Source organism: Nocardia sp. NPDC057272 (assembly GCF_042668615.1).
In the GTDB taxonomy this organism is placed as follows: Bacteria; Actinomycetota; Actinomycetes; order Mycobacteriales; family Mycobacteriaceae; genus Nocardia.
Genome location: NZ_JBHUYK010000013.1, coordinates 84264 through 102265, shown reverse-complemented (window position 1 = coordinate 102265; position 18002 = coordinate 84264). Strand labels below are relative to the sequence as shown.

The window sequence follows — 18002 nt, the reverse complement described above, 5'->3', positions numbered from 1 at the left end:
GATACGCTCACCGACCGCACCCATGATCTGCACCCGCTTGATCGAATCCACACCGAGATCGGCTTCCAGATCCAGCGACAACGCCAGCATCTCCGGCGGGTAACCCGTCTTCTCCGAAACCACCTGCGACAGCACCGACCACACCGCTTCGGCATCGAGCGCCGGGGTCTCACTCACCGCGAGGGCACCGGGCGCCGTGGTCTGGGGCAGGGTCTCGGCCTCGACCGTCTGGCGTGCCGAGGCCACGTCCGCCGCTCGCGTCGGCTGGGGGTCGTGGATCGGCGACGGTGCCGTATTCCGTTGTGGAGCAGGTGATTGAACGTTCGGCGCCGAGGGATGCGGGGCCGTCCGGTGGTCGAGCAGCGCCGCCGCGTGGGTGTGGCTGCCGTTTCCGTTGCCGCTGGGGAGTTCGGCGTGGAAGCCGCTCGTCCCGTTCGTGGTCGCGACATCGACGGTCGGCGCCGGGGATCCGAGTTCGAGGCCCGACAGCGAGGCGAGGATCTCGTTGACCCGGACATGGGTACGGCCGATCGCCAGGCTCTGTTCCTTGATGGCGTGCACGGTCGCGTGGAGGCGGTCATCGGCGCCACCCGTCCGCTGCGCGTCGCGCAGCACCGAGACCAGCCCTTCGGCGACCTCGAGTTGACCCTGCGCGTATCGGCTGTGGATGTCGAGGTGCTGCTGGGCCGCCGCGTCGTATCCGGTCGCGGTCTGACTCCCGACGGTCGAACCCGCCCGGACCGGCGCGGCGGCCGGGGCTTCGGCGCTCACCAATTCCCGAGTGGGGGCGTGCGTTCGGGCGGCCTCGGCCTGCGCGGCGGCGTAGGTCTCGGCGGTGACTCGCTCCTGCTCGGCGGCGTGCGCTCGGGCGACCACCTGTGCCTGTGCCGCGGCATCGGCTTCGGCGGCCGCTCGCGCCTGGGTGACAGCTTCCAACACGACCTTTTCCTCGATTCCCTTGCGGTAGAGCTCCTTACGGGATTCCGGCACGAAATCACGGCCGTTGAGCCGCACCACCATGCCGGGCGCCTCCGGCACCGCGAACGGTGCGGCGTCGTGGCGGTGGATGTCGACGATCGGCGCACCCAGCACCGCCAGGTGCAGCGCCGCCTTCTTGAGCGCCACATCGCTGTCGCCGGTCGGCCCCTGATCGGTGGACAGGGCGATCACCTCGGCGCCGAGCGTGCGGCGCACGAGCGAGGTGAGCGTGGCCTTCGGGCCGAACTCGACGAACACATTGCAGCCGTCGGCCTGCATGGCCCGCAGACCTGCCACGAACTCGACGGTTTCGAGCAGCTGCTCGGTGAGCACGCGCCGGTTGGTCGCGACCCGCGCACCGTATTCGGCGTCCCGGGAATTCGCGTAGATCTTGGCCTTGGGGGCACGAATGGCGACGCTCTTCACCGCCGCCTTGAACGGCTCGACCGCGTGGGCGACGTAGCGGGTGTGGAACGCGCCCGCCACCGGCAACTCTCGTACGGTCAGCCCCTGTGCCCGGCCCGCCGCGACGAATGCCGCGACGGCGGCGGTGCCGCCTCCGACCACTACCTGGTCGGGAGCGTTGTGGTTGCACACGCTCACATCGGGATGGTCGGCGAGGATCGCACCGACCTGTTCACGGTCGGCCTGTACCGCCGCCATCGTGCCCGCGTCGGCGTCGGTGTCGATCGCCATCGCCGCACCGCGTGCCCTGGCGAGGGTGAAGTAGTCGACGGCGTCGAGCGAACCCACCGCCCACAGCGCGGTCAGCTCACCGAAGCTGTGGCCCATGAACCCTTCGCAGGCCAGGCCGCGCTCGGACAGGAACCGGTACTGGCCCACCGACAGCGCCGCGATCGCGGGCTGCGCGAACTCGGTGCGCCGCAACGTCGCTTCCTGGGCGTTGCGCAGCTCGGGGTCGAACACCGGCGCCGGGAACACCACTGCGGCAGGCGGCCGGGCGGCGTCGGCGAACACCGCGTTGGCCTCGTCGAAGGCGGTGGCGACGGTGGGGTTGTTCAGCACCGCGGCCAGGCCCATGTCCACGTACTGGCTGCCCTGACCGGCGAACAGCGCGCCGATCTTCAGATCGGGCATGGCACGCCGGCGGAAGACGATGCCGCGCGGATGCGTCCATTCGTCGGCGTCACCGGCGAGTTCGGTCACCGCCAGTGCGCGCAGTGCCGACGCTTCCTCGTCGTCGCGCGCCACGAACCCGACGCGCGCGTGCTCGGCCGGAATCCCGGCGTCACCGTTCGGGGCGGCGTCCGAGCTCAGCAAGCTCGCCAGTTCGGCCGTCGAGGCGGCGTGCCACAGGTGGACCCGCGCGGTGCGGTGCATCGTGAGCGCGTGTCCGCGGTCGTCGCCTGCTTCCTCGAGGATCGCGTGAAAGTTGGTGCCGCCGAAGCCCATCGCCGATGCCGCCGCGCGGCGCTGCGGCCGGTGCGGATCACGAATCCACGGCCGGGTCCTGGTGTTGATGTAGAGCGGTGAGGATTCGTCGAGCGCCTTGTTCGGCGCGGTGACATTGATCGTCGGCGGCAGCACCTTGTGGTGCAACGCCAGCGCCAGCTTGATCAGGCTGGCCGCACCGGCGGCGCCCTTGGTGTGCCCGATCTGGGATTTCACGCTGCCGATCGCGGCGTAGCCGGTCTCGTCGGTGGCCTCGCGCAGCACCGCGTTCAACGCGGCGAGTTCGGTCTGATCGCCGACGCGGGTACCGGTGGCATGGGCCTCGAACAGCCCGATCGTGGCGGGCGAGCAGTCCGCGTCCTCGTAGGCGCGGTGCAGGGCGGCCTGCTGCCCTTCGGCGCGCGGGGCATAGATGCTCTTGAAGCGCCCGTCGCTCGACGATCCGATGCCCTTGATCACCGCGTACACCCGGTCACCGTCGCGCTCGGCGTCAGCGAGGCGCTTGAGGGCGATCATGCCGATGCCCTCGCCGACCAGGGTGCCGTCGGCACTGTCGTCGAGCGGCTTGATGACACCGGACCGCGACAGCGCCCCGACCTTGCTGAAGCACAGGTAACCGAAGATCGAGTTCTCGGTGTCACAGCCACCGGTGATCATCATGTCGGCGCGACCGGACACCAGCTCGCTGATCGCGACGTGGACCGCCGACAGCGAACTGGCGCACGCCGCGTCGACGGTGCAGTTCATGCCGCCGAGATCGAGGCGGTTGGCGACCCGGCCCGCGATCACATTGCCCAGCAGACCGGGAAACGAGTTCTCCTCCCACGACGGGAAGGCATCGGCGTACTTCTGCGCGATCTGTTCGGCGTCGGCCTGCGTCAGTCCGCAACTGCGAATGACCTCCTTGAGCACCGGCGTCGACAGCCGGGCGGCCAACGGGTGCGACAGCGTGGTCGGTCCGGCGACGCCGAGGACCACCCCGGTGCGCTCGGGCCGGTACCAGTCCGACCCGACCGCCCCCGCGTCGGCGAGCACGTCACGGGCGACGAGCAGGCTCAGCAACTGCACGACCGTGGTGACCTCGAGCTGGTTGGGCGGCAGCCCGAACTCGGTGACGCTGAACGGCATCTCGGGCACGAAACCGCCGCGGCGGCAATAGGTCTTGTCGGGCGCCGTCGGGTCGGCGTCGTAGTAGTCGTCGAGATTCCAGTGCGTGGCCGGCACGTCGGACATGCAGTCCGCGGCGTCGACGACGTTCTGCCAGAAGTCACGGAAGTTGGCGGCCATGGGGAACAGTCCGCTCAGTCCGACGATCGCGATCGGATTGTCGGCCAGTCGACGCGTCATGGCCGGGTCTTCGGAGTGCCGAAGGTGGTCGTTCATGGTTGCTATCCCTTGTCTTCTGCTCAGAGTTGCGAAACTCGCACAGTCCGGACCTCGTCGATGAGGTCGGCCATCGCCGTGCCGATGAGCTGATGGCCCGCCGGACTCGGATGCATGCCGTCCGGGGACCACATGACCGGGTCCGCGGTGATGGGTGCGTTCACCAAATCGAGTCGCACGAGATCGAACTCGTGGACGAGGTCGTCGAGATAGTCGTTGGCTTGCGCGAATCGCGACCGCAACACTGTGCGGACGGATTCGGGTAGGCCGGGCAGACGGTCCGGGATGTTCGGCCAGTTCGTGGTGAACACCAGCCGATCCGGGCGCGCCAGCCCGGCGTAGATGTGACGCAGGTTGCGGCGGAAGCGATCCGGGTCGAAGTCGGTGACCAGGTCGTTTCCGCCGACGATCACGCCGATCAGCGGAGCATCGGCGGCGAGGGCGACCGGCAGCTGGCGGTCGAGGACATCCTGGGTGGTGGCCCCGTAGGAGCCGAGGTTCAGGGTCGCGCCGGAAATTCCGAGCAGGTGCTCGACGTGCGCGACAAATCCCGCGAAGGAGCCGTCGGCGTTCACCGAACCGCCGCGCCCCTCCGCGAAACTGTCGCCGAGCACCATCAGCTCATGCGTTGGCACCGAGCAATTTCGCTATGCGTTCCGGCGCGAAGAATTCCTCGCCGGTCATTCCGCCGCCGACCATCGCGAAGAAGTCCTTGGCATATTCTTCGTTGTTTTCCAGCGCGCGGAAAACAGCCAGCAATTGCGGGGTCAGTTCGAGCGTGGAGATGGTGCAGGTGAATTCGAAACCGGACTGCGATTTCTCGTCACGCTCGCGCTGGTAATCGGCGAGCGCCTCGGCCATCGGCCGCTGGTCACTCAGACCCTCGTGTACCCGCTCGGCGAGCAGCGCCGCGTAGTCGAACGCGTCGGAGATGCCGAGCCCGGTGAACGGGTCCTTGTGGTAGCCCGCGTCCCCGACCAGTGCCCAGCCTTCGCCGTGCGACTGGCGGCGGTAGTTGTCCGGATACCGCATCGGGTAGAAGCGGTCCTCGCGCTTGCCCTTGGTGACCAGTTCCTCGGCGAACTCGGGCAGGATCTCGCGAGCGACCTTCACGAAGTTGGCCTCGACGTCGGCGCGGAAATCGGCGTAGGTGTCGATCTTGCGCATGACCGCGACGAGGGTCTGGTCGTTGTGGGTCGGCCAGATGCCGATCTGCTGCTTGTCGCCGATGCGGCTGTGGAACTCCGACTGCGACAGGCCGCTGAAGTAGGAGTAGTAGATGAAGCACTCGGCCGCGACCTTCGTGTAGGTCTCGGCGCCGACAGCGTTGGCGACGAACGAGTTGGTGCCGTCCGCGCCGATCACGATGCGGGCCCGCTCCTCGGCGATCTCCCCACCGGCGACCGAACCGCGAATACCGACGACCACACCGTCTTCGATGATCAGTTCACTGACGGTGTAGCCGGTGCGAACCTCGGCACCGGCCTCCTCGGCGCCCTCGACCAGGATCGCGTCGAGTTCGGTGCGCCGCGGCGCGTAGGTGGCATCGATGCCCTGGATGGGATCGGCGAACCCCGCGATGACGATGTCGAGGTAGGACACCGTCATCCGCTTGATCGCCGGCACACCGGTGGCGATCAGCTTGTCGAGCAGGCCCCACTGGGCCAGCCTGGCCAGCCCGCGCTGCTGAATGTAGTGCGTCGAGACGGTGTCGCTGGGGAAGGTGGCACGGTCCACCACCAGGACTCGATGCCCCTGCCTCGCCAGCAACATGCCGACCGGTGAACCCGCGCACCGCGCGCCGACAACAATCGCGTCATACATCAGGGTGACTCCTCAGTAAATGAAACGCTTATGGCCCCGGTTGAGATTTTACGGAGACGAACCACTCGATCCGCGTACCGATTTCCAAACGGATTACATGAATAGGTGTTCCAGAACAATGGATTCGAGTATTAGCTGTCCGGCAGCCCGGATGAATAGTTGAATTCAACTTCCGTTCATCACGAGAAACGGTTCGATATGGGCTAATTGGGGCATGCCAACTGGAAATGAACCGGCCCCCGGAATTGCCGCAGCGCAGGCTCGGCTGACGAATATGACCGGTGCCGCGACACCGGACTACGAACAGATCCGCAAGACCGTCGACACTCTCGTCCCGTTCGTGAACCTGGTGGGCGTGCGGATGACCGAGCTGGGTCCCGGCTCGGCGGTGGCCGAGATCCCCGAGGCGCCGGCGATGAGCAACCACCTGGGCACGGTGCACGCGGGCGCGCTGTTCCTCGCCGCCGAAGTAGCCTGTGCCGGTGCGTTTTCCGGCGTCATCGCGCCGCGCATCCTGCACGTGCGGACCTTTGTGCTGCGTGGCACCAAGGCCACCTTCTTCCGGCCTGCCCGCGGTCGCGTCCGCGCCAGCGGCACGGTGAGCTCCCCGATCCTGGCCGAGGTGGTCGGGCGCAGGACCGAGGAGCAGTTCGATATCACCGGAAAGGCGCTGCTGCACGACGACAGCGGCGCCTTGCTCGCGAAGGTGGATCTCGAGTACTTCTGCTGGCTGGGCGCGGCCTAGTCCGGATACAGCGTGGCGATGACGGCGCCGAAATCGGCTTCGATCGCCGCGCGGCGCAGCCGCAACGACGCTGTCAGCTGACCCTTCTCCATCGAGAAGTCCTCCGCGAGAACGGCGAACCGGCGAATCGACTCCGCACGGGAGACGAGCCGGTTCGCCGCCTCGACACCGGCGGAGATCTCCGCCAGCAAGCGGGTGTCTTCGGTCGGGACCCCGGCGGACACGTCGACACCGTGCTCCGCGGCCCAGCGAGCCAGCACCACCGGATCGACGGTGATCAGGGCGCTCACATACGGTCGGCCTTCACCGACGAGCATGCAGTTGCTCACCAAGGCGTGCAGGCGAACCCGGTCCTCGAGCGGCGCGGGCGCCACGTTCTTGCCGCCGCTGGTGACGATGATCTCCTTGCGCCGGCCGGTGATGAACAGGAATCCGTCCTCGTCGAGCCGGCCGAGATCGCCGGTGGCCAGCCACTTCTCGGCCGCGTGGCCGCCGTCGGGCCAGTACCCGGGGAAGACCTGCGGGCCCCGGACCAGGATCTCGCCGTCGTCGGCGATCGCGACGGTCGTGCCGGGCACCGGTCGGCCGACCGCGCCTGCCCGATTGGCGTGCGGCGCACTCATACTGACCGTCGACGACGCCTCGGTCAGGCCGTACGCGCCGATGATCTCCACACCGATGCCGGTGAAGAAGTCCGCCGTCGACGGTTCCAGCGACGCGCCACCCGCGACCATGTGCTCGAGCCGCCCGCCGAGCATGCCACGCCACTGTTCGCCGATCCGGGCGTCGATCACCGCGCCCGCCGGTGGCTGCTGACCGCGCCTGCGCGCGTGGCCGACAGCGATCGCCGCCGCCTCCGCGGCGTCGTACCGATCACTGCCGAGTGCCTGACGCGCTGCCTTGCGGATCTTCTCCAGGACGTAGGGGACACCGATCAGGAACGTCGGTCGAAAGATCGGCAGTTCGGCGGGCAGTTGCGCGGGGGTGGCGACCAGGCCGGTGCGGACTCCGGCCGATACACACCCGAACTGCACGACCCGCCCGTACACGTGCGCGAGCGGGAGGAACAGCAGTGTGGACACGGGATCAGCTGGGGTGCGGCGGAATACGGTGTCGAGGAGTTCGACCACGTTGGCCGCGGCGGCGAAGATATTGCGGTGCGTCAGCAGGCAGCCCTTGGGGACGCCCGTGGTGCCGCTGGTGTAGACGATCGTCGCGACATCATCGGCGCGTACCGCCAGCCGACGCTCGGTGGCCTCGGCGTCGGCGATCGGATCGCCCTGCTCGATCAGCGCGGGCAACGACGAACCGAGCAGCCAAGCCCGGCCGCGCAGATCGTCCCCCGCGGCCGCACCGATCAGGTCGCACTGCTCGATCGTCTCCACGAAACACGCGCTGGGGCGGGCGTCGGCCACGATGTGCTGGATCTGCTCGGCCGACGACGTCGGATACACCGGTACCGCTACCGCGCCCACGCTCAGCACGGCGAAGTCCGCCGCCGACCATTCGAAACTGGTCCCACCGAGGATCAGCACCCGATCGCCCGCGCCGATCCCGTTGGCCAACAGGCCTTTCGCGAGTCCGAGAACGAGTCGCGCGAACTCGCCGTAGTCGACGTCGAGCCAGCCCTCGACCGTCTTTCGGCTGAACACCACGGCCGACGGATCGGCCGCGGCCTTGCGGAACACCACGTTGGCCAAGTTGTCGTCATCGGCCATCGTGACCAGTGGCGCGACACTGTATTCCTGCGCGACCCGCGGTCCCTGCACGGCGCTGTCATCCTGCACGGCGCTGTCATCCTGCACGGCGCTGTCTCCCTGCACGGCGCTACTCATCGTGACTCGATGCTGGTCAGCGGGGCCGGAACGTAGGTCGAGCAGCGGCCCGGCAGCCGCACGCCTGCCGCGCGCAACTGACTCACGCGGGTGGCGAACGCCGCACCGTGCATGATCTGCAGCCCGACCTCGGCGACATGGCGGTGCGCCGGTGCGGCCAGGTAGGTGCCGGCGACCCAGTCGTTGAACGCGCCCATCGCGGGCCCGCACCAGATCTGATAGTCGAGGGTGCGCTCGGGCGTCGCGGCCGTGCTCCAGCCGGACGACCGGCCCAGATACCACCGGAAGATCAGTGCCATCCGGCGTTTCGGGTTCCCCTCGGCGCGCGCGATCTGCTCGGGGTCGCGCTCACGGAAGTAGCCGAGGCAGTCGTTCCACACCTCGTCGAAGGAGCGGGCCAGGATCCGCTGCTCGATTTCGGCGCGTTCGGCGGCGGGAATCGCCTCGATGCCGTCGTAGCGCCGATAGGTGTCGTACAACCGTCGTGCGCGGCTCGCGAACATCGTGCCGCGTTGCAGCACCTGCACGTCGACGCCGAGTTCGAACATGTCCGACGAGGGCGCCATGGTGGTGTCGGCGACGCCCGCCGCGGCCAGCAGCCGCTTCGCCGTCTCCGACTGCGCCGCTTCGACGGTGGCCTGATTGACCGACCCCGTGACCACGTAGGAGGCACCCATCGCGAAGGCCGCCGCGGCGGCCGCCGGGGTGCCGATGCCACCGGCCGCGCCGACCCGGACCCGCTGGGCGAAACCGTATTCGCGCTGGATCCGTTCGCGCACCGCCAGCAGCGAGGGCAGCAGCACCACCAGCGGACGGCGGTCGGTGTGGCCACCGGAATCTGCCTCGCCGGTGATGTCGTCGGCCATCGGAACCGATGCCGCCAGCTGCGCCTGCTCGGCGGTGATCTCTCCCGCGTCGAGCAGTCCGCGCACCAGATGCTCCGGCGCCGGACGCAGGAACAGTTCGGCCACCTCGGCGCGAGACACCTTGGCAATCACCCGGTTTCGGGCGATCACCTGACCGTTCGGGTCACGGTGCAGGCCGGCCAGCCGGTAACGCACCACCTGCGGGGTCAGGTCGAGGAAGGCCGACGCCTCCACGCAGCGCACCTCGTGGCGCAGGCACGCGTCGACGATCGCCCGCTCCAGCGCGTTCTCGCTGGGGCTGTGGATCAGGTTGCAGGCGAAGGGTTTTCCCGGCGCCTCACGCCCGATCGTGGCCAGAGCCTCGTCGATCCGGGCGGGCAGCACACCGGCGGCGCCGAACGAGGCGAGCAAGCCGGCGCGCGCCATCGCGACCACCATCGGCGCCGAGGCGATCCCGTTGGCCATCGCACCGGCGTGGTAGGCGAAGTTCACGCCGTGGGTCTGCCGGAACTCGGTGTTGCCCAGCGTTTCCGGCCGCAGCGCCGGAGCCGCGGCCAGCACTTGCGCACCGCGAGCGGTACCGGCATCGGTGGTCACCGCGACACCGCGATCGTCACGGACCACGAACACCGGCTTGTCCAATTCCGACAGCGCACGGTAGATGGAGTAGTCGTCCCTGGCGAGCGCCGAGGGTGCAAGGGAAGTCGTCACTGTGCCAATCCTTCTGAGAGCCCGAGGGCAGAGGTCGCTAGCGAGAGGTGCCGCAGACGGTCGGCGCCGCGAACGACACCGTCGTCGCCGAGGAGCGGCCGGCCTTCCTGAGGCGAGGCAGTCGGTCTTCGTGTTCCGAGGGGGTCGGGCCTCGCTACCGGGGCGGTCGGCCTTCGGTAACCCAGGCCGCGACCGCGGGCGCGACCAGTTCGCTGTCCTTCACCCACGACGCATGGCCGATGTGGGTGAAGCCCGAGGTCCGGTCGATGTGCCAGCGGTGCTGCTGGGCGGCGCCCATCCGCTTGCTCAGGAACCGCACCGTGGACTCGGGGCCGAGCGGGTCGCCGTCGAGCGAGATGAGCAGGACCGGCAGCGTGAATTCGCGCAGCAACCGGTCGTAGTCGCGGGCACTGCCGCTGGGCCGGTAGTTGCCGGTCCGCAGGTGCCGGGCCCAGTCGATCATCACGCCCGCGGTCATCGGCCCGATGCCGCCACCGCCGGTCCACCGGCCGCGCAGCCGGGTGACCGCACCGACCGACAGGCCGCGCGCCAGCACCTCGAGGCGCCTGCGCAGTTCGAACGACCACCAATACACCGAACCGGTACCGATCGTCGTGATGCTCGCGACCCGATCCGGTTCGGCCGCGGCGAACAGCAACGCGAGCTGTCCGCCGAGGCTGTGCCCGAACAGGTGCAGCGGCGCCTGGGGGAACCGCTCGCGCAGCGCGTCCGCCACGGCGGGCAGGTCCACCTCGATCAGCTCGCGATAGCCGAACCCGGGACCTTCCCCCAGTGCGGGCAGGCTGTCGCCCTGCGCGCGCAGATCGACGACAGCGGCCGTCAGTCCGGCCGCGTGCAAGGCCGTGACCAGCGGCAGGTAGTACTTGGCCTTGATGGCCATGGCGGGCAGGATCAGCACCACCGGTGCGGCCGGATCCGCCTGCGGCAGCAGGCGGACCGCCAGGGTGGCGCCGTCGGAGGTGGCGACGGTGGTCGATTCCAGCCCGACGATCTGGGCGCGTTGCTCACTCATCACGCCTCCGCGGCCAGCGTGCAGACGTAGTCGAGCGCGACCTTGCCGACCAGCACACCCGCCGTGTCGTACATCAGCGCCCGCGCGTCCACATCCAGCCGCTGGCCACCCTTGGCCGCCAGTACCGTCGCGACGTCGCTCGGGTCGATGACCCCGATCGCCCGGATCCGGCCGAGGGCGGGCTTGCGGAACGACAGCCGCGCGTCGCGCAGCACCAGGGTGTCGATGGCCGACAACCGCGACGCCAGCGCGCCCACGAAGGCGCACGCGCCGGCGATATCGGCGGCCAGGAATTGCGCACCGGCGTGCACGGTACGCAGATGGTTCAGGACGTAGGGCTCGTCGGGAATTTCCACGATCGCGCGGTGCGGACCGATTTCGGTGATCTCGGTCCCCGCGTGGGTACCGAAGGGGACCAACTTGCTCACAATTCGCTGCAGATGCAAGAAGTCGGGGTTATCCGGATCGATCGCCTCGAATACCGAACCGAGGGTGGCTGAGGTTTTCAGTTCAGGTGCCATGAATTAATTGCACCATCCGCACCCGCCGATTCGGATTTCCATTGCCGATCTCAATCGACCGAATGGTAATCAACTCGCCAGCGGTTCTCCGTACACCTTGCCGCGGATAGTGGATTGCAGGAAATTCTTCGTAGAATCGAGGCTGTCCAGGAATACCTGCACCACTTCGTTGGGACTGTCGACGCGCCAGGCCACCTGTAATTCCACCACCGGTTCCGGATCGACGAGGGGAACCACCTTCAAACCCATCGGCCGCGGCTCGTCCATGCTGATGAACGACGCGAACCCCACATACCGGCGGGCGGCCACGGTGATCTCGGTGGCCACCGAGTCGTTCATGTACTCGGCGACCTTCGGGAACGCGCCCGCCCGCTCGCCCGCGGTCATGATGGCGTCGTACATCGCCGGGCTCACCTCGCGGTTGAACAGCACACACGGCGTCTCGGCCAGTTCGCGGATCGAGATCGAGGACCGGTCGGCCCACCGGTGCCCCTGCCCCACCAGCGCGCCGATGCGCATCTGCAGCAGACACCGCGACAGCACCGACCCGCCGTTGGACGCGCCGCCGTAGAGCAGCCCGACATCGAGCTCCCCGCGCGTGAGAGCGGTGAGCTGCGGCCCGGAGCGACCCGAGCTGAGTTTGGTGGTGATATTGGGGTAGTGCGCGTGCAATTGGGCCAGCGACCTGGGCATGATGAGCTGCCCGGCCCGCCCGTTGAACCCGATGTTGATCTTGCCCATCCGCCCCGCCGCGATGTCGCGGACGGTGTTGGTCGCCGAGTGCACCTCCCCGAGAATCCGTCGCGCGTCGGCGCGGAACGCCTCGCCCGCGGGGGTCAGCTGCACCACCCGCGACGTCCGTGACACCAGTTCGACGCCGAGATGGCGTTCCAGGCGCTTGAGTTGCTGGCTGAGTGACGGTTGCGTGAGGTGGAGCCTGGCGGCCGCCCTTCCGAAGTGCAGTTCGTCAGCGATGGCAAGAAATGCCTCGATATGCCGTGTCTCCATAGTGCGCGCCTCGCGTGATCAGGTACGTGACTCGTCCGAGATATGCACCTTGTATAGCGGCACCGCACGTCATCGGGGAACGGGCCCGTGAAGCTCAGATGAGCAGCGACCGAATTCCTGCCATTTGTACGGCGTGTCCACCCCGCCTCGCGGTGACCGGCGCCGCGAGCAGCACGATGAACACGGTCGATTCGGCACTCGAATCGCTGACTCGGAAAAACCCGATGATCCCCGTCTTGACAGGGCGATCCATTTCGTACCGCAATTGATCAATAATGCGTTCCGCGTTGTCGCCCACGACACCGGAGTGGAAGACTTTTATCCGGTGCAGGCGAAGTAATTTCGACGCCGATTTTCGAAGGAGCCCAGAATATGACGACCACGGTTGCCAGCCAGCACGACGCCGAGTCGACACTGGCCGAACTGTTCGCTCCCGATACCCGACCCGATCCGTATCCCGTCCACCGCGCCCTGCGCACGAAGTCCCCGTTGGTCACCAAAGGCGGCGACCTCGTGATCATCGCCAACTACGCCGATTGCCAGCAGGTGCTGCGCGATCCGTCGGTGCGCAACGACCCCAAGCTTTCCCGGCTCGGCAAGGATCACCCGGAGCGCCCGGAGTCCCTGCTGTTCCTCGATCCGCCCGCGCACACCCGCATTCGCCGGCTCGTGTCGAAGGCCTTCACGCCCAGGGTTATTCGGGCCTCGCAGCCGCAGATCCACTCGATCGTGGACGAACTCATCGAAAATATCGCGAGTAAGAGCGAATTCGACGTGATCTCCGAATTCGCGCTGCCCCTGCCGGTGCGGATCATGTGCGCTCTGCTCGGCATCCCCGTCGAGGAGTTCGGCGACTTCGAACCCGCCGCCCGCCGCCTGGGCCGTGTCCTGGACTTCAACCTCGTCGTCCACAACGACGACCTCGACGACGCCGAGGGCGCGCGCAACGAGCTGATGAACTACCTGGTCAACCTGATCGCCCGCAGGCGCGGCAACCTCGGCGACGACTTGCTCTCGCGACTCATCGAGGTCGAGGAGGAAGGCGAGGTGCTCAGCGAGGGCGAACTGCTCGCCACCTGTGTGCTGCTGATGGTCGCCGGCCACGAGACCACCGCCAACCTCATCGCGAACGGCGTGCTGGCCCTGCTCCAGAACCCGGACCAGCGCGAGATCCTCGCCGCCGACCCCGGATTGGGCATCAGCGCCGCCGACGAGGCGTTGCGCTACGACGCGCCGATCCAGTTCGTGATGCGCATCGCCACCCGCGACATGGAGGTGAGCGGCACCGCGATCAGCCCCGGCACCGCGATGCTGGTGCTGCTCGCCGCGGCCAATCGCGATCCCGAGCACTACCCCGACGCCGACCGCTTCGATGTGGCCCGCGGCGCGGCCGACCACCTCGCCTTCTCGGCCGGGGCGCACTTCTGCCTCGCCGCGGCGCTGGGCCGGGCCGAGGGCGCCGCGGCGCTGTCCGCCTTCGCCGGCCGGGTGATCGACCCGGTGCTCGTCCCGGGATCGCTGCGCTACCGGCCCAATGTGAACCTGCGTGGCATCGACGCCTTGACCGTCACGCACGGCGGAGTCCGACTCCGTTGACCTCCGATTCGACTACCCCCTCCACAGAAAGCCTGTTATGAACTCGCACCACCACGGCCGTAAGGCCGGATGGGGGATCGTGCTCGTCGCGGTCACCACGCTGCTTGCAGCCTGCGGCCAGAACACCTCGGCCCCGGCCGCGGCCGACGACCCGGTGACCATCACCTTCCTGTCCTACACCTACGGACAGGCCAACCCGCTGGGCAAGGGCATCGAGAAGTTGATCAACGACTTCCAGACCGCCAACCCGAAGATCACCGTCAAGCCGCAGTCGGTTCCGACGGCCGACGCGCTCACCAAACTCCAGAGCGAAGTGGTGGCGGGCAACCCGCCCGATGTCGCGCAGATCGGATGGAGCAAGGTCGCGCAGGCCTCGCAGACCTTGCCGCTGCGGTCGCTCGAAGAGGTCGCCGGCACCGACGAGTGGAACAAGCACATGGCGGGCTTCGTGCCGTCGGTACTGAAGGCGACCCCGGTCGCCGGTGCGAAGAAGCCGGTCGCGATGCCGTTCATGATGGCCACCCCGGTGGTCTTCTACAACGCCGACCTGTTCACCGCCGCCGGGCTCGATCCCGCCCAGCCGCCCAAGACGATGGCCCAGCTCAAGCAGGCCGCGCAGGCGATCAAGGACAAGACCGAGGCGCAGGGCGTGTACGTCTCGGCGGCCGACCCGGGCAAGTCCGACTACCTGACCCAGTCCCTGGTCAACAGTGCCGGTGGCGCGCTGGTGTCGAGCAGCGGTGAAGTCACCGTCGACTCGGCCCCGGTGATCACCGCGCTGTCGACGATCCAGGATCTGACCAAGTCCGGTGTGCAGCCCGCGGTCGACTTCGCTTCCGCGCAAAGCGCTTTCAACTCGGGCAAGCTCGGCATGCTGGTCACCACCGGCGGTGGTCTGCTGACCCTCGACGCGGCAGCCAAGGGCAAGTTCGCCCTGCAGGTGGCACCGCTGCCCGCCTTCGACAACCTGCCCGCCCGCCCCACCTTCTCCGGCTCCGGCCTGACGATCGTGGCCAAGGACGCGGCCAAGGCGAAGGCGGCGTGGAAGTTCGTGCAGTTCATGACCAACGACGAGAGCTTCAAGCTCATCGCCTCGCAGATGGGCTACCTGCCGCTGCGGACCGCGGCGGAGTCCTCGGCCGACCCGCGACTCGGCTCGGCTGTCAAGCAGATGGCCGATCTGGCTCCCTACACCGCATTCCCGGGCAAGCAGTCCAACCAGGGCGTCGTCATCCTCCAGGACGAGGCCGTCGAACCGATCGTCCTTCGCGGCGCCGACCCGGCGGCGACCCTGCGCGCCGCCGCCGCGAAGATCCGCGGACTCAACTGAGTTCACGCACCATCCGCTGACCACCACCCCCTCGAAGAGAGACACCGTTGTCACACCAGGTATTCGCACACACGCCGCCGAACGGTTCGACCGACGGCGGCGCGATCCCGAACAAGATCGGCCTGACGGTCAATCCGTGGTCGGGAAAGCAGCTCCTGCGCTCCGATTTCGAGGAGATGCGCGAATTCCTCGATGAGGCCGCGACCGCCGGATTCGGCTATGCCGAGCTCGGCGGCTGCGGCCTCGGGGTGGTGATCGGCGGACGGGTGCAGCGCTCCCGGCTGGCGGCGCTACGCGACGCGCTCGCCGATTGCCGACTCCGGCTGACCCTGCACAGTTCGTGGCATTCGTCCGGACGGACCGGCAATCTGCTCGACACCGGCACTGCCTCCGCACAGCAACTCGGTCTGCTGGCGGATCTGGAGGTGGCCGCCGCGATCGGCGCCGAGGTGCTGGTCTACCACGCCGGAGTGCTGCCGAACCTCTACAGCGACGGTGCGGCACTCACCGCGGGCATGGCGACCGAGCGCACGATGCTGCGCGAGCTGGCCGACGAATCCGGCGCGCGCGGGGTCACGATCGCCGTCGAGAACCGGGCGCCGGGTCCCGCGGTACTCACCCGCCGTTCCTACGGGATGCGCCTGGACATGGTCGCCGAGCAGGTGCAGCAGATCGATCACCCCGCAGTGACGATGTGCCTCGACGTCGGCCACGCGTACCTGTCGGCCGGCTACCTGAACTACGACTACCTCGCCGCGATACGCGAGGTCGCCCCGGTTGTCGGCCATGTTCACCTGCACGACAATTTCGGCCGGATGGCCCGCCAGCCCGATGCCAGCCCGTACGAACTCGAACTCCTCGGTGAGGGCGATCTGCACCTGCCACCCGGCTGGGGCACGATCCCGCTGGCGGAGGTCCTGGCGACGTCGTTCCCCCGCGATCCGGCGATCATCATCGAGATGCGCCACGCCCGCCATTACGCGGAAGCCCTGGACACTACCCTGCGGATGCTCGATGTGCGAGCCCGTTCATGACGCTCACCAAGACCCCCGAGGTGACGCCGAAGGTACGCGTGGTCGAGCGCCCCGCCGCGACCGGGCTTGCCTGGCTGTACTTCTCGCCGACCATGCTCTCGATCGCCGTGTGGGTCTACGGTCCGCTCGTGTTCACCGCGGTGCTCAGCTTTCTGGACTGGAACCTGGTGTCCCCCGACATCGAGTTCAACGGTCTGAAGAATTACGAAACCCTCATCACCGAACCGGAATTCGGCAACGCGGCCTGGAACACGCTGAAGTACGCGCTGTTCGTGCTGCCGTTCGCGACGGTCGTCCCGTGCGCGCTGGCCATCGCGCTGTGGAAGCGCCCGGGCCGGGTCAGCGAGTTCTACCGGATGCTGTTGTTCCTGCCGGTCGTGCTCGCGCCGGTCGCCAACGCGCTGTCGTGGCAGTTCATTCTGGACCCGCTGTACGGCATCGTGAATCAAACGCTCGGATTCGTCGGAGTGGAGCCGGTCAACTGGCTCGGTGACCCGGCCACCGCGTTGCCGACCATCGTCGTGGTCACGGCACCGAAGGTGGTGGCACTCAACACTTTGCTGTTCGGAGCGGCGCTGGCGAATCTGGACCGTCGCACCGTCGACGCCGCGCGCCTGGACGACGCCACCGAAGGTGAGATCACCCGGTCGATCATCCTGCCGCAGCTGCGTCGCCCGATCATCCTGCTCGGGATGCTGTCGATGGTGGTGGTGTGGCCGTGGCTGTTCACCAATATCGGTGTGCTCACCCGTGGCGGACCCAGCAATGCCACCGACAACGTCTACTACCGGCTCTACACCTACGGTTTCACCTTTTTCGACGCGGGCACCGCATCGGCGGCGGCCATCGTCATCGCGCTCGCGTTCGGGCTGCTCCTGACCGTCCACACCCTGCTCTCGAGGAGATTCCGTGCGACGCGGTGACGCGATCGGCAGACACCTGCTTCTGATCACAGCCATTGTGCTGATGCTGTTCCCGGTGGTCTTGGCGCTGACCACTTCCTTCAAACCGGTGTCGACGATCTTCGATCTGAACCCGCTCCCGTATCCGGCCAGCCTGGAGAACTACGAGATGGCGGTAGGCCGGTTCCCGATCGGGCGGCTGCTGCTCAACACGTTCATCATGGCCGCCGGCGTCACCATCGCGACGATGCTGGTCGCACTGCCCGCCGCCTACGCGCTGGTGCGTTTCGACAAGGCCCGCGGCCGTGGCTTCGTCCTTGCGGCCGTCGGTATTTCGCTGCTGATCCCGCCGCAGGCGCTGATCATCCCGCAGTTCCTGATGACCGCGAAGCTGGGCTGGCAGGGCCACACGATCGGGGTGATCATCCCGCAGCTCGGTGTCAGCGCGCTCGCGGTGCTGTTGCTGCGCGACCACATTCGTTCGGTGCCGCAATCGCTGATCGGTGCGGCGGTGCTCGAAGGCGCCACGTCGTGGGAGATCCTGCGCCACGTGGTGCTCGGCGTGCTGCGCCCGGCCTTGGGCGCGGTGGCGATCCTGCTGTTCATCAGTACGTGGAACGAATTCCTGTGGCCGCTGCTGGTGATGCCCGATCCGGAGGACACGACCATCCAGCCGGGTCTGGCCCTGTTCCTCGGTCCGGAGAGCGCGGAGTACGGCCCGATGCTCGCCGCGGCGATGCTGGCATCACTGCCGGTCGTCATCATCTATGTCCTGGCGTCGCGACGGATCGCGGACGCCTTCCTTCATTCAGGGGTTCGGTAA

15 protein-coding genes are annotated in these 18002 nt (G+C 67.9%); 6 read left to right on the top strand and 9 right to left on the bottom strand.

What is annotated here, in order from left to right; genetic code table 11:
- The 3 genes from ACFULV_RS19200 to ACFULV_RS19190 all read right to left on the bottom strand — a co-directional run.
- Positions 1 to 3774 (bottom strand): beta-ketoacyl synthase N-terminal-like domain-containing protein (locus ACFULV_RS19200; RefSeq protein WP_378658399.1); only part of this gene is annotated, 3774 nt, incomplete at its 3' end.
- 23 nt (positions 3775 to 3797) lie between these two features.
- On the bottom strand, positions 3798 to 4409 hold the full coding sequence (locus ACFULV_RS19195; RefSeq protein WP_378658397.1) for a GDSL-type esterase/lipase family protein: 612 nt from the start codon (positions 4407 to 4409) through the stop codon (positions 3798 to 3800).
- Complete coding sequence (locus ACFULV_RS19190; RefSeq protein ID WP_378626841.1) at positions 4396 to 5598, bottom strand: NAD(P)/FAD-dependent oxidoreductase; 1203 nt, start codon at positions 5596 to 5598, stop codon at positions 4396 to 4398. The genes ACFULV_RS19195 and ACFULV_RS19190 overlap by 14 nt, the downstream gene beginning before the upstream one ends.
- 274 nt (positions 5599 to 5872) lie before the next feature.
- Between ACFULV_RS19190 and ACFULV_RS19185 the strand changes: the two genes are divergently transcribed.
- Complete coding sequence (locus ACFULV_RS19185) at positions 5873 to 6343, top strand: PaaI family thioesterase (protein ID WP_378626839.1); 471 nt, start codon at positions 5873 to 5875, stop codon at positions 6341 to 6343.
- Here ACFULV_RS19185 and ACFULV_RS19180 read toward each other — a convergent pair.
- From ACFULV_RS19180 to ACFULV_RS19155, 6 genes are all read right to left on the bottom strand, one after another.
- Positions 6340 to 8178: an AMP-dependent synthetase/ligase gene (locus ACFULV_RS19180; protein WP_378658394.1), complete on the bottom strand. Its 1839-nt coding sequence runs from the start codon at positions 8176 to 8178 to the stop codon at positions 6340 to 6342. The genes ACFULV_RS19185 and ACFULV_RS19180 overlap by 4 nt on opposite strands.
- Complete coding sequence (locus tag ACFULV_RS19175) at positions 8175 to 9755, bottom strand: PfaD family polyunsaturated fatty acid/polyketide biosynthesis protein (RefSeq protein ID WP_378658391.1); 1581 nt, start codon at positions 9753 to 9755, stop codon at positions 8175 to 8177. Before ACFULV_RS19175 ends, ACFULV_RS19180 begins: the two co-directional genes overlap by 4 nt.
- 154 nt (positions 9756 to 9909) lie before the next feature.
- Entirely contained in the window at positions 9910 to 10788 is an 879-nt protein-coding gene (locus ACFULV_RS19170; RefSeq protein WP_378658388.1) for an alpha/beta fold hydrolase, read from the bottom strand.
- Positions 10788 to 11309, bottom strand: a complete 522-nt coding sequence (locus ACFULV_RS19165) for a DUF4442 domain-containing protein (RefSeq protein WP_378626832.1) — start codon at positions 11307 to 11309, stop codon at positions 10788 to 10790. The genes ACFULV_RS19170 and ACFULV_RS19165 overlap by 1 nt, the downstream gene beginning before the upstream one ends.
- 69 nt (positions 11310 to 11378) lie before the next feature.
- Positions 11379 to 12317, bottom strand: a complete 939-nt coding sequence (locus ACFULV_RS19160; RefSeq protein WP_378626831.1) for a LysR family transcriptional regulator — start codon at positions 12315 to 12317, stop codon at positions 11379 to 11381.
- A 94-nt stretch (positions 12318 to 12411) separates the two neighbouring features.
- Positions 12412 to 12615, bottom strand: a complete 204-nt coding sequence (locus ACFULV_RS19155; RefSeq protein ID WP_378658386.1) for a hypothetical protein — start codon at positions 12613 to 12615, stop codon at positions 12412 to 12414.
- A 74-nt stretch (positions 12616 to 12689) separates the two neighbouring features.
- On the opposite strand from ACFULV_RS19155, the gene ACFULV_RS19150 reads away from it, so the two are divergent.
- From ACFULV_RS19150 to ACFULV_RS19130, 5 genes are read left to right on the top strand one after another with little or no spacing between them, the layout of a single operon-like run.
- Entirely contained in the window at positions 12690 to 13913 is a 1224-nt protein-coding gene (locus ACFULV_RS19150) for a cytochrome P450 (protein ID WP_378658383.1), read from the top strand.
- 37 nt (positions 13914 to 13950) lie between these two features.
- Positions 13951 to 15243: an extracellular solute-binding protein gene (locus ACFULV_RS19145; RefSeq protein ID WP_378658380.1), complete on the top strand. Its 1293-nt coding sequence runs from the start codon at positions 13951 to 13953 to the stop codon at positions 15241 to 15243.
- A 47-nt stretch (positions 15244 to 15290) separates the two neighbouring features.
- Positions 15291 to 16277, top strand: coding sequence for a sugar phosphate isomerase/epimerase family protein (locus tag ACFULV_RS19140; RefSeq protein WP_378658378.1), 987 nt, complete (start codon positions 15291 to 15293; stop codon positions 16275 to 16277).
- A complete protein-coding gene (locus ACFULV_RS19135) occupies positions 16274 to 17200 on the top strand; it encodes a carbohydrate ABC transporter permease (RefSeq protein ID WP_378658376.1) in 927 nt (308 codons plus the stop codon). The genes ACFULV_RS19140 and ACFULV_RS19135 overlap by 4 nt, the downstream gene beginning before the upstream one ends.
- The gene (locus tag ACFULV_RS19130) at positions 17187 to 18002 is read left to right on the top strand and encodes a carbohydrate ABC transporter permease (protein ID WP_378658373.1); all 816 of its coding nucleotides are present in this window, start codon (positions 17187 to 17189) and stop codon (positions 18000 to 18002) included. Before ACFULV_RS19135 ends, ACFULV_RS19130 begins: the two co-directional genes overlap by 14 nt.

Excerpts from the sequence above, each read along its gene's own strand:
- ACFULV_RS19145 (WP_378658380.1), top strand. The coding sequence starts at position 13,951 with ATGAACTCGCACCACCACGGCCGTAAGGCCGGATGGGGGATCGTGCTC.
- ACFULV_RS19170 (WP_378658388.1), bottom strand. The coding sequence starts at position 10,788 with ATGAGTGAGCAACGCGCCCAGATCGTCGGGCTGGAATCGACCACCGTC.
- ACFULV_RS19160 (WP_378626831.1), bottom strand. The coding sequence starts at position 12,317 with ATGGAGACACGGCATATCGAGGCATTTCTTGCCATCGCTGACGAACTG.
- ACFULV_RS19150 (WP_378658383.1), top strand. The coding sequence starts at position 12,690 with ATGACGACCACGGTTGCCAGCCAGCACGACGCCGAGTCGACACTGGCC.
- ACFULV_RS19190 (WP_378626841.1), bottom strand. The coding sequence starts at position 5,598 with ATGTATGACGCGATTGTTGTCGGCGCGCGGTGCGCGGGTTCACCGGTC.
- ACFULV_RS19135 (WP_378658376.1), top strand. The coding sequence starts at position 16,274 with ATGACGCTCACCAAGACCCCCGAGGTGACGCCGAAGGTACGCGTGGTC.
- ACFULV_RS19185 (WP_378626839.1), top strand. The coding sequence starts at position 5,873 with ATGACCGGTGCCGCGACACCGGACTACGAACAGATCCGCAAGACCGTC.
- ACFULV_RS19165 (WP_378626832.1), bottom strand. The coding sequence starts at position 11,309 with ATGGCACCTGAACTGAAAACCTCAGCCACCCTCGGTTCGGTATTCGAG.
- ACFULV_RS19180 (WP_378658394.1), bottom strand. The coding sequence starts at position 8,178 with ATGAGTAGCGCCGTGCAGGGAGACAGCGCCGTGCAGGATGACAGCGCC.